The sequence below is a fragment of the Herbivorax alkaliphila genome, assembly GCF_030848475.1.
In the GTDB taxonomy this organism is placed as follows: Bacteria; Bacillota; Clostridia; order Acetivibrionales; family Acetivibrionaceae; genus Herbivorax.
The window spans coordinates 1-12,299 of the sequence record NZ_JAVDDS010000035.1 but is presented as its reverse complement, the minus strand read 5'-3'; the positions used below and the strand labels follow the sequence as shown (position 1 = coordinate 12,299).

General features: G+C 31.9%; 10 protein-coding genes. 6 read left to right on the top strand and 4 right to left on the bottom strand.

The genetic code is table 11. The features are described from left to right. Window positions 1-192 precede the first annotated feature (192 nt). The 3 genes from RBH29_RS12540 to RBH29_RS12530 all read left to right on the top strand — a co-directional run bounded on the left by RBH29_RS12540 (window position 193) and on the right by RBH29_RS12530 (window position 3,461). Window positions 193-1,281, top strand: coding sequence for an NAD(P)H-dependent flavin oxidoreductase (locus tag RBH29_RS12540; protein WP_306697235.1), 1,089 nt, complete (start codon window positions 193-195; stop codon window positions 1,279-1,281). A 163-nt stretch (window positions 1,282-1,444) separates the two neighbouring features. Beyond that, a complete protein-coding gene (locus tag RBH29_RS12535) occupies window positions 1,445-2,347 on the top strand; it encodes an acyl-CoA dehydratase activase-related protein (protein ID WP_306697234.1) in 903 nt (300 codons plus the stop codon). A gap of 7 nt (window positions 2,348-2,354) precedes the next feature. Continuing rightward, a complete protein-coding gene (locus RBH29_RS12530; RefSeq protein WP_306697233.1) occupies window positions 2,355-3,461 on the top strand; it encodes a hypothetical protein in 1,107 nt (368 codons plus the stop codon). Window positions 3,462-3,594: 133 nt separating this feature from the next. Here the strand turns inward: RBH29_RS12530 and selD are convergent, their stop codons facing one another. The 4 genes from selD to yedE form a co-directional block, all read right to left on the bottom strand. Then, window positions 3,595-4,629 carry a selenide, water dikinase SelD gene (selD, locus tag RBH29_RS12525; RefSeq protein WP_306697231.1) on the bottom strand — a complete coding sequence of 345 codons (1,035 nt, stop codon included), beginning with the start codon at window positions 4,627-4,629 and terminating at the stop codon, window positions 3,595-3,597. A gap of 145 nt (window positions 4,630-4,774) precedes the next feature. Further along, window positions 4,775-5,020: a DUF3343 domain-containing protein gene (locus RBH29_RS12520; RefSeq protein WP_306697230.1), complete on the bottom strand. Its 246-nt coding sequence runs from the start codon at window positions 5,018-5,020 to the stop codon at window positions 4,775-4,777. Then, window positions 5,017-5,223, bottom strand: a complete 207-nt coding sequence (locus RBH29_RS12515) for a sulfurtransferase TusA family protein (protein WP_306697228.1) — start codon at window positions 5,221-5,223, stop codon at window positions 5,017-5,019. Before RBH29_RS12515 ends, RBH29_RS12520 begins: the two co-directional genes overlap by 4 nt. Window positions 5,224-5,237: 14 nt before the next feature. After that, the gene (gene yedE, locus RBH29_RS12510; RefSeq protein WP_306697227.1) at window positions 5,238-6,302 is read right to left on the bottom strand and encodes a YedE family putative selenium transporter; all 1,065 of its coding nucleotides are present in this window, start codon (window positions 6,300-6,302) and stop codon (window positions 5,238-5,240) included. 300 nt (window positions 6,303-6,602) lie between these two features. Here yedE and RBH29_RS12505 point away from each other — a divergent pair, with 300 nt between their 5' ends. From RBH29_RS12505 to RBH29_RS12495, 3 genes are all read left to right on the top strand, one after another. Continuing rightward, window positions 6,603-7,748 (top strand): aminotransferase class V-fold PLP-dependent enzyme, encoded by a 1,146-nt coding sequence (locus RBH29_RS12505; RefSeq protein WP_306697226.1) that lies wholly within the window; start codon window positions 6,603-6,605, stop codon window positions 7,746-7,748. Between the two features lie 10 nt (window positions 7,749-7,758). After that, entirely contained in the window at window positions 7,759-8,664 is a 906-nt protein-coding gene (locus tag RBH29_RS12500) for a selenium metabolism-associated LysR family transcriptional regulator (RefSeq protein WP_306697225.1), read from the top strand. Window positions 8,665-8,974: 310 nt separating this feature from the next. Further along, on the top strand, window positions 8,975-12,299 hold a 3,325-nt coding region (locus tag RBH29_RS12495; RefSeq protein ID WP_306697224.1), incomplete at its 3' end, for an amino acid adenylation domain-containing protein.

The window sequence follows — 12,299 nt, the reverse complement described above, 5'->3', positions numbered from 1 at the left end:
TATGACAACAAAAAATAGTAAGTATAGTATTTGAATTTTGACTTATAAATTTGTGTATACTAAACCATAATCAGTGAATACTTAATGATAGTGAAGAGTGGATTGATTTGAAAATCTACTCTTTGGTTTTTGTAATAAGGTTTATAAATTAACTTAAATGTAAACAGTTTAATAAAAGTAAGGGGAAGATTTATGTTGAAATGGAGTGGAAAAAGCTTAAATATAAGCAATTTAACAGCAAAGCTGCCTATTGTTCAAGGGGGTATGGGTATAGGTGTTTCTTTAAGCGGACTTGCAGCAGCTGTAGCTAATGAAGGTGGAATAGGAGTTATTTCTACGGCTGCCATTGGAATGCTAGAGCCTGATTTTTCAAAAAATTATGTAAAGGCTAATATAAGAGCACTGAGAAAAGAGATAAGAAAGGCCCGTGAACTTACCAAAGGAATTCTTGGAGTAAATATTATGGTAGCATCATCAAACTTTTCAGATATGGTTAAGACATCAATAGAAGAAGGGATAGATATAATTTTCTCTGGGGCAGGGCTTCCGCTGAATCTTCCATCTTTTTTAGGAGAATCTAAGGATACAAAACTCGTTCCCATTGTATCTTCTGCAAGAGCTGCAGGTCTAATTGCTAAAAAATGGCTGGGGAAATATGAATATGCTCCTGACGCTATTGTGATTGAAGGGCCTAAGGCAGGTGGACACCTAGGATTTAAAAATGAGCAAATTGAAGATGAAAATTATGCATTGGAAAAGCTTGTTTCTGAAGTAATTATAGAATCTAAAAATATTGAAGATAAAGCGGGCAAACCTGTCCCGGTAATTGCAGCAGGAGGTATATATACTGGAGAGGACATATATAAATTCATTCAACTGGGAGCTTCTGGTGTTCAGATGGCGACTCGCTTTGTGACAACAGAGGAATGTGATGCTTCTTACGAATTTAAAAAAGCTTATATTGATTGCAAAAAAGAAGATATAGGAATTATAAAAAGTCCAGTTGGCATGCCTGGAAGAGCGATTATTAATGAGTTTATCAATGATGTAAATATAGGTACTAAAAAACCATATAAATGTCCGTATCACTGTATTGTAACTTGTAAATATAAATCCAGTCCTTATTGTATTGTACTTGCGTTAATAAATGCAAAAAATGGGGAAATGAAAGATGGGTTTGCTTTTGCCGGTGAAAATGCTTATAAAACTGAAAAAATTGTTTCAGTTAAGGAATTGGTGAATTCCTTAACTGAAGAGTATAATAACGCTGCTAGAGTATAAGTATTTATGGGCAGAATTTATAGTTGGAGATATATTTAAAGGCACAGCTTGAACAAAAAATATAAAAAAAGATAAAAATTTATGTGTATGGAGAATAATAGAATAATAAGGAGCCAATAATATCATTTGGAACAAATTCGAAATATTAAAAGGAGATAAACAAATGATAACTATTGGAATTCCTAGAGCATTATATTATTTCCAGCACAATGTGCTTTGGGAAGAGTTTTTTAAAAACTTAGGATGTAATGTTATAGTGTCTGATGAAACAAATAAACAAACACTTGATTTAGGAGTAAAAAGTTGCAGCAATGAGACATGTTTACCTGTCAAGGTTTTTCATGGACATGTTTTGCATTTAAAAGATAAAGTGGATTACATATTTATTCCTAGATATTCAAGCCTTGACGAAAATGAGTATGCCTGTCCAAAATTTTGCGGCCTTCCAGATATCGTTTCATTGAATTTAAAAGGCAAAATTAAAGTTTTAGATATTAGTGTTCATATGGACAGGCTTCCATATAAAACTTTTGAAAGTCTTAAAGTAGTAGCTAAAACCCTAAAACTTAGGTATTCTTATGTGGTAAATGCCCTTAAAAATGCATATGTAAAATTTAAAAAAAGTCAGCAATGTTTAAAAGATAAGGATATAAATAAAAATACTTCCATATCAATTTTAGGTCATCCCTATATGATTTATGACAGTTATTTGAGCATGAAACTTATTGACAAGCTTAAAAAGCACAATATAAATGTATATACTCCTGAAGACATTGATGATAGAACCAAACGTAAAAATGCATATCCATTTGAAGGCAAAGTATTCTGGGAAATAGGTTTTGAACTTTTAGGAAGTGCCTTTACTTTTGCAAAAGAACAAAAAGTTAAGGGCATAATATATATTACACCCTTTGCATGTGGAATTGATGCCTTTATAGTAGAGTTTATAGAGAGGTGCTTTAAATCAGATATCAGTGTGCCATTTTTAAAACTAACTGTTGATGAACATACAGGTGAAGCAGGTTTTAATACAAGGCTTGAAGCATTTTTGGATATGGTGGGGTGATATTTTTATGATAGTAACATTTCCTCATATGGGAAACATGTATATTCCTATAAAAGTACTACTTGACATATCAGATATTGATTATATAATGCCCCCTTATAGTAATAATAAATCTTTAGAAAAAGGAGTGAAACACTCTCCTGAATTTGCGTGCCTGCCTTTTAAAACAATTCTTGGAGATTTTATATATGGCTTGGAGAATGGGGCGGATTTTATACTGTTTGGTGGAGGTTGTGGACAGTGTAGATTAGGTTATTACGGAGATCTGCAGGCTGAAATATTGAAAACCCTTGATTATAAAGTGAATTTTGTATGTATGGATTTAAGTAACCTTTCCATAAAAGAAGTTTTTAATAGAATAAAACCTCTTACAGAGGGTAAGAAGAAATTGAAGATTGTAAGGGGAATAATATATGCAATAAAAACAGTTTATATGGTTGATAAATTAAGCAAAATTTCAAGGCATATAAGGTGCAGAGAAAAAAACAAAGGAGACACAGACAAAGTCCTTTCAGAATTTCATAGAGATGCTCAAGAGAAGAAAGGATATAAAAGCATTAAATGTTTGATACATTCAACCAAAGATAAACTAAAAAAAATACCAGTTTATAAAAACATTAAACCATTAAAAGTTTCAATTGTAGGTGAGATGTATGTAGTATTAAATCAGTATATGAATTTTGAAATTGAAAAAAAGTTGGGCAATATGGGAGTTGAAGTACATAATTGTCTTTCTGTCAGCGGTTGGATAACAGAATATTTTATAAAAAAAATGATTCCATTAAAGTTAAAAAATAAATCTGTTGAGGCAGGAAAGGAATATATAAAGACTGAAGATATTGGAGGGCACGGTATGCATACTATAGGATGGAGTATTTTAAGTGCAAAAAAGAAAATGGATGGAGTTATTCATATATATCCTTTTACATGCCTTCCAGAAATCATTGCACAATGTACATTTAGTGAAATACAAAAAAAATATAAAATTCCTGTAATGTCTCTTCTTGTCGATGAAATGACTGGTGAAGGTGGATATATGACAAGACTTGAAGCTTTTGTGGATATGATAGAACAGGCAAAAATCAAGGACAGTCATATTGTATCTTGGAATTAGACAAAAACTTAGACCTACTGCTTTTTTAACGGATATATAAAACAAGCTAAATAAAAATTAACTAATATGATATTTAAACAATTACAACCATGAAAAGAGCCAATGGCAACTTGTTCATGGTTGTAAAAATTTTCTATTCTACAACTACATATTTATCAGAAAAAGTTTCAACCTTTCCAATAAGTGCAAAAGAAACTGGTGATGAAGCTAAGTTTTCTAAAAGCTTTTTAGAATCTTCTTTTGCGACACTAATCAGTAATCCTCCTGAGGTCTGAGGATCAAAAAGTATATCTTGCATAAAAGCAGGAATTTGCTCATTTATGAAAATTTCCTTAGCAAAAAAATCTCTGTTCTTATATGCACCTCCAGGGATAAGTCCCATATTGGCATACTCTTTTGCTTCTTTTATAAATGGCACATCTTTGCTGTTAATGCTAAGAGTAACACCACTTCCCTTTGCCATTTCAACTGCATGACCTAATAATCCAAATCCAGTAATATCAGTGATGCTGTGTACCTGACTAATATTTTTAGTTGCTTTACTTCCAAAGCTGTTTAATGTAGTCATTGAAAGTATTGCTTCATTTATTGCCCTTTCACTTGCCATATCTGCTTTTATTGCAGTATTTATAATTCCGACTCCTAAAGGTTTTGTCAAAATCAATACATCTCCAGGTTTGGCATTGTCGTTAGACATGATTTTAGAAGGGTGTACCAGTCCTGAAACTGAAAGTCCATATTTAGGTTCATCATCTGATACACTGTGACCTCCAGCTAATACTGCACCGGCCTCTATAACTTTATCCTGTCCACCACGCAAAATTTCTGACAAAACGGAAGGATCTAAACAGTCTGGGAAACAGACAATATTTAATGCCAGTATAGGTTCTCCACCCATTGCGTAAACATCACTTAGGGCATTAGCCGCAGCAATTTGACCAAATATATAAGGGTCATCAACAACAGGAGTAAAAAAATCAAGTGTTTGAATCAAAGCAGTTTCATCATTGATTTTATAAACGGCTGCATCATCAGATGTATCAATGCCCACTAAAAGGTCTTTATGAGAAGGCTTTTGTAATTGACACAGAACCTGTGTCAAAATCTCTGGTGAGATTTTAGCTGCTCATCCAGCAGATTTTGTCATTTGAGTTAATTTATAATCCATAGTATTTAATGTCCTCCTCTCTTATAGTTCTAGTAAAAATTAGATTTAGCAGTAAATAGCATTACTAGAGCTACTTACATGCTGTAGCTAAAAAGAACTAATCTTTTATAAGTCACTTTAATTGTACATGGCTTATGTTTTTATATCAACTATCTGAACTAAATATAAGGGCGTAATCCCCATTGTTATTTTGAAAAATTTTCTCTACCTGATCGTTAACTAAATTGTTTGCCTGACCGTCATAATAAATACGAGCACTCACACCACAGTTTGAGCTCAATGCTCTTGGTACAGGCATTAACTCACATGATATATCTTCCTTTTTCATAATTCTTTTAAACTTTATTGCTCCAGTATGTGTAAAAAAAAGCACTTGGTATTCTTTGCTCATTTTCTTGCCTTTAGCACAAAGGTGCCATCCTTTTCTTCAATTTCTACCAAATACCCAGCATTTTCTATAAAGCGTTGAACATTTTCCTTTGCAGTATTGTTATCTACAATAACATCTACACCTTCTTTTTCCACATCTAGAGCTTTTTTTGTCATGAGCACCGGTTGAGGGCAACTCATACCACATGTATCAATTGTCTTCATATTTACCTCCTATTTTAAGATTCCTTATTTTTAAGTAAAAATTCTGAATTGACCCATGATATTATCAAAAGAGCCAAAATACAAATACCAACAGAAATTTTTCCATTTGCAGTAGCTCCACTTGGACTAGATGCCAATCCAAAGTTATGGCTAATGGCTGCTCCAACAAGCAAACCTATTACACTTATAGCTGAATCAGTATTACCTTCACCAGCCAAAATTAGTTGTCTCATAGGGCAACCACCAAGAAGAACAGAAGCCCATCCTGCTAATGCCATCCCCAGAAAATTCCATACTCCATCTGTATGAGCAATGGGTTGCTCTGCAAATCCAGGATTAAAGTAGCCAAACAGCAAATTTCCGATAAAGCTTACTATTATAATTCCCAATAAACCAAGTAAAAGCTGGGAGTCACGAAAAAGAATCATATCTCTAACACCACCCACGGTGCAAATTCTTGACTTTTGTGCAAGGGCACCAACAATTAAACCTGCTCCAAGAGCTATCCAGAGTGGTGCTGTAGATGCTCCAGGACCTGACGTACTGAAAAACAAAAAAGCAGGTGATGCAATAAGTAATATTAGCAATGCGATATTAATAGTTGGAAATATATACCCTTCCGATTTTGTGAGTTTATAACTTCTTTTGAGGTTAAATCCTTTATTTAGAAAGAAAATTCCAACATAAATACCAAAAACAAATCCAGCTAATCCTAGTATTGCATTAAAGTCGCCTCCTGCAATTCTAAGAACCATTCGTAGAGGGCAGCCTAAAAAGACAAGAGCCCCAATCATTACGATAATTGATAGGACAAATCTAGTAAAAGGTGACGAACCACCTTTAGATGAAAATTCTTTATTGTTAGAAGCTAAAATAAATGCACCTAAAACAAGACCTATTACTTCAGGACGTATATATTGCACAACTTCTGCACGGTGAAGACCAATTCCACCTGCTATATCCCGAAGAAAACATGCTATACAAAAGCCCATATTTGCTGGATTGCCAAAATAGACTAGAAGAACAGAAAATAAACCAACTATTCCCCCAGTAATAATAATTCCTAATTTCCCCTTCATACAATAATAACCCCTTTACAAAAATAAATGCTTTTATAATTTTAACAATGTTTATTTCAATAGTAAAATAACAAAAACAAATAACTAAGGTCTTTGATATTACGAAAATAAATAAAATTTGCCTTATAAATTGATTTTAAGGTATAATAGAGAGTGTTTTAAAACAATCAGAATTTATTTTTTTCATACAATATTTAGTAGTGTTGCTTTCTGAGTAGGACAACATATTGTGTGAAAGATTAGTATATAGTAGCTTTAAAAACACTGTAATATTAATCAAAATACTGATAGGGGTGTATTGTGAAGAGTATTTATATGGATAATGGAGCAACATCATTTCCAAAGGCTCCAGGAGTAGCCCAAAATGTGTACAAGTATTTAACTGATATAGGTGCAAGTGCCAATAGAGGTGCTTATTCCAATTCTTTTGAAGTAGAAGATGTGATTTTTGAAACAAGGGAGTTGCTTTGTTCACTTTTTGGTTTTGACAAGCCTGAAAATGTTGTTTTTACAAAAAATATTACTGAAAGTCTTAATATACTGATGAAGGGGATTTTTAAAAGTGGAGATCATGTAATAGTTTCTTCTATGGAACATAATGCTGTCATGAGACCTCTTAATGCACTTGAAGAAATAGGGGTTTCATTTTCTAGAGTATTATGCCAAAATGACGGTAGTCTTGACCCAAAAGATTTACTGCCGTTAATTGGTTCTAACACAAAGGGAGTGGTTATGACACATGCCTCTAATGTTTGTGGAACCATTTTAAATTTAGAGGAAGTTGGCAAAGTTTGTAAGGAAAAAGCCCTGTGGTTTATTATAGATGCTGCTCAAACAGCAGGAACTATAATAGTTGATTTTGATGATTTGTGCGCAGATGCCATTGCTTTTACTGGGCATAAGGGATTATTAGGTCCACAGGGAATAGGTGGATTTATGTTAAAAGAGGAACTCTCCAATAGGTTATCAACTTTTATTGAAGGAGGTACGGGAAGCTTGTCCGATGCAGAAGTACAACCTTCTTATATGCCTGATAAATTTGAAGCGGGAACTCCAAATGTGCCTGGAATTTATGGACTTAACGCATCACTGAAATATTTACAAAAAGAAGGAATTCAAAAGATTTATGAAAAAGAGATGCAACTTATGTCGGTATTTTTAGAAAGATTAATGAATATGGATCATGTTGATATAATAGGAAAGAAAGATATAAAGGGAAGGACAGGAGTAATTTCAGTTAACTTTAAAGATAGGGACAATGGAGAGATGGCACACCGCCTCTCATCAGAGTTTGGAATTATGACTCGAAGCGGAATGCACTGTGCACCTTCAGCACATAAGACACTGGGTACTTTTCCAGAAGGTACTGTGCGTTTTGGATTTAGTCACTTTCACAGGGAAGAAGATATTTTATATGCAGCAGATTGTTTATATAAATTAGGATGAAGGGGATAATATGGAGTTTAGTCGAGTCAAGATTTTTGTTGCAGTAGCTCAAAAAAAGAGCTTTTCAAAGGCTGCAGATATGTTATTTATCTCTCAGCCAACTGTCACTAGCAATGTACAAAAATTAGAGAGTGAACTTGGAATTAAATTGTTTAATAGAAAAAACAAAAACATCTCTTTAACAGAAGGTGGGATGCTTTTTTATCGTTATGCACTGGAACTGGTCAACATTTATTCAAAAGCTGAGCACGCTCTTAGCATATATAAAAAGGGTATTGAGGGAGTGATGGAAATATACGCTAGCACAATACCTGAACAGTACCTTTTACCTTATATTGTTAAGGGATTTAAAGAAAAATATCCTTTAGTGCATTTTTCCATTCGTCACAAAGATTCAAAAAAAGTTTTGGATAAAATTCTTTCTGGAACAATTAATTTTGGCTTTGTTGGGGCAAGACATCATTCGGATGCCCTTGAATATATTGATTTTTATGATGACAGACTGGTACTCATTACTTCTCCTAAAAAGAAATTTCCTCTAGATGCTGTTGGTATAGAAAGCCTTGAGGGGGAAGATATTTTGCTGAGGGAAGAAGGTTCGGGAACAAGAATTCTTTTTGAAAATGCTTTGAAAAAAAAGAAATTGGACATGAGTATATTTGGTTCACATACAATAAATGACAGCTTAGAAACCATAAAAAAAATGGTTGCATTAGATGTTGGTATTGGTTTAGTGTCTGAGATTTCTGTAAAACGTGAAGTTGCGTCAGGACAGTTAAAAAAATATGAAATTAAGGATTTAGAGCTTGAGAGAAAGTTTAGCTTGGTTTATTGTAAAAACAGGTGCCTTTCACCAATTGAAGAGAGGTTTAGGGATTTTGTTTTAAATTGGAGATGGAATGGTGTGGATGCTTAATTATATGTTCATTGCCATAAAAGTAGGGTTTTTAGTAGAAAAAGATAAAAAATAAGAGACATTTAATACAATTCTTCATAAAACATCATTAGATAACATAAAATATTAAAGTTATTTTTGTTAAAATGAAAAAATCGTATTTAAAAAAGTTCACATAGCAAAAAGCATATGGTATAATTATGTTGTCAAAAATAGAATTTATGTATATAATAATAACAAAATAGTGATAGAATGTTAGGGTTAATAAGAGAAAAGGTATTAATATTTTTATAAAATAATAATTAATTAATTTAAACAGGGGGAATAAAATATGAGTAATAAGAATGAGAAAAACAAATTAAACGTTTGTGATAATCTAATGCAAGATGAGGTTATGTTAATAAATTCTTTTAATGACACAGATATTTCCATTGAAAACAATAAGACATTGCATAAGCTGTTTGAAGAGCAAGTAGAAAAGACTCCTGAAAACATAGCAGTTATTTTTGAAAACGAAAAAATTACATACAGAGAATTAAATGAGAAGTCAAATCAAATATCTAATTTTTTACTAGAGCAAGGCATAAAAAGAGGAGATTTGATAGGTTTAATAGCAAAACGTAATATAAAAACTATTGTTAATATGTTGGGAATATTAAAAGCAGGTGGAATATATGTACCTATTGAACCAGAGTATCCAGAAGAGAGGAAAAAATACATATTAAACAATAGCAATTGTAAAATAGTTTTAGATGCAGATGAAATATTAGAGCAAAAGATTTTAAAATACTCAGTTCACGCTGTTAAAAGTGATGTATCAAGTAAAGATTTAGCATATGTTATATACACTTCTGGTAGTACAGGCAATCCTAAAGGAGTAATGATAACTCACCAAGCTGTTGTTAATACAATACTAGATATTAATCAAAAGTTTAATGTCAATTCTAATGATAGGATAATAGGTTTATCATCTATGTGTTTTGACCTATCTGTGTATGATATTTTTGGAGCATTAAGTACTGGTGCTGCTTTGGTTCAAATACAAGATCAAAGAGATATAGGAAACTTAATTAAAGTAATTAGTTCTAATGAAATAACTATTTGGAACTCAGTTCCTGCTATAATGGACATGTTGGTTGAAAGTTTGGAAGATTGTTTTATAAATACTAAGCTAAGATTAGTATTGTTAAGTGGAGATTGGATATCATTAAAGCTACCTGATAAAGTGAAAAAACATTTTGTAAGTGCTGAATTAGTAAGCCTTGGTGGTGCAACAGAAGCATCAATATGGTCTATCTATTACCCTATAAAAGAAATAAAGCCTGAATTTAACAGCATACCTTATGGAATGCCTTTAGCTAACCAAAAATTTTATGTACTTACTGAAGAGCTGAAATTATGTCCTGTGGGTGTAAAAGGTGAATTATATATCGGTGGCAAGGGAGTAGCAAAAGGATATATAAATAATTTAGAGACGACTAAAAAGGCATTTATAAAACACCCTTATTTTGGTGATATTTATAAAACAGGTGATTATGGAATACTGCATAAAGAAGGATATATAGAGTTTCTTGGAAGAAAGGATCAGCAGGTAAAAATACGAGGATATCGAATAGAATTAGCTGAAATTGAATCAAAATTAAACATTCATCCAAATATAAAAGAGAGTGTAGTCTTAGTACATGGAAAGAATTTAGAACAAAAACAGCTGTGTGCTTATTTTACTTCGGATGATGAGTTGTGTTCAACCAACATAACTCAATACCTCTCAAATTTGTTGCCAGAATATATGATTCCGGTACACTTTATACAACTAGATGAGTTTCCTCTAACTCCAAATGGAAAGTTTGATAGAAAAATATTAGAAAAGCTCATGGATAGAAGTTTAATAAATGAAGAAGTAGTTGAAGAAGAGTTAGTTGAAAATCCTACTCAAATCAAACTACAACATTTATTTAAAAACATTTTAGGTATTAAAAAGGTAAGTGTATATACCAGCTTTTTTAATATGGGGGGAGATTCCCTGAAGGCATCAATGTTGGTGTATAGGATTGAAAAAGAATTCAATATTCAAAGTACATTAAATAATATATTCACATTAAAAAATATCGTTGAGATTTCAAAGTACATAGAATCGTCAACTAAAAAAGATTATATAGAAATAGAGAGTGTAAATGAAAGTGAATACTATAAATTATCTTCACAACAAAAAAGGCAATACATATTACACCAACAAGAAGAAATCGGAACAACATATAATATTTGTGCTGCCTATGATCTAGAAGGAGATGTTGATGTAGAAAGGTTAGATATTGCAATAAAGAAACTTATAAACAGGCATGAAGCTTTAAGAACATCATTTGGAGAAGTTAATGGAGAACCAATACAAAGAGTAAATAAGGAAGTTGATTTTAAAATTGAGTATTCCCAAATAAAAGAAGAAGAAATAAGTAAAACTCTTTTTGAATTTATAAAACCTTTTGATTTGTCAAAGGCACCATTAATAAGGGTAGGACTATATAAAATACATGATAATAGAAATGTGATTATTCTTGATATGCACCATATTATATCTGACGGTGTTTCTTTAGGAGTAATATTTAGAGAAATTAGTGAACTTTATGAAGGGAAAGATTTGCCAAAGCCTAGGGTTCAATATAAAGACTATGCAAAATGGCATAATGAATTGCTAGATAGTCAAATATTAAAAATTCAAGAAAAATACTGGATAAATAAATTTTCAGGGGAATTACCTACATTAGATTTACAAACAGATTATAGTAAATATATAGAAAAAAGTTTTGAAGGAGATAAAATAAGTCTGATTTTAGAAAACAAACTTGTAACAAAACTTAAGAGCCTAGCAACACAAACGGAGACAACTTTATACATGCTATTGTTTTCTGCATACAATATATTACTATCAAAATATGCTGGACAAGAAGAAATAATTGTTGGAACATTTACTTCAGGTAGAACACGTGAAGAAGTAGAAAACTTAATCGGAATGTTTGTAAACACATTACCAATACGGAGTTTTCCTAACGAGTCTAAATCCTTTATAGAATTTTTAAAAGAGGTTAAAGAAAATGAACTAAAGGCTTATGAAAATCAAGAGTACCAATTTGAAAATCTTATAAGCAAATTGAATATAGAGACGGAAAAGAACAGAAATCCATTGTTTAATGTTGCATTTGTTTTTCAAAATGAGGATTTAGGAAATATTCTAATAAAAAATGTTAAAGCTACGCCAATAGAATTAAACAAGAAAACAACAACTTTTGATATTACTATGGAAGTTGTTGAAACAGATACATTAAGAGTAAACGTAGAATATTGTACAAAGCTATTTAAAAAAGAAACTGTAGAAAGGCTGGCAGAGCATTATATTAACATTTTAGATATAATATCAAAAAAACCTGATGAGAAGATAGCGGATATTCAAATATTATCAGACAATGAAAAAGACAGAATGCTAGATGAGTTTAATGATCCAAAAGCAGAGTATCCAAAAGCAGAGTATCCAAAAGATAAGACGATACAAGAACTATTTGAAGATCAGGTAGAAAAGAATCCTGATAACATAGCAGTGGTATATGAAGAGCAGAAAGTTACATATAGAGAATTAAATATAAGGTCAAACCAGCTTGCAAGAG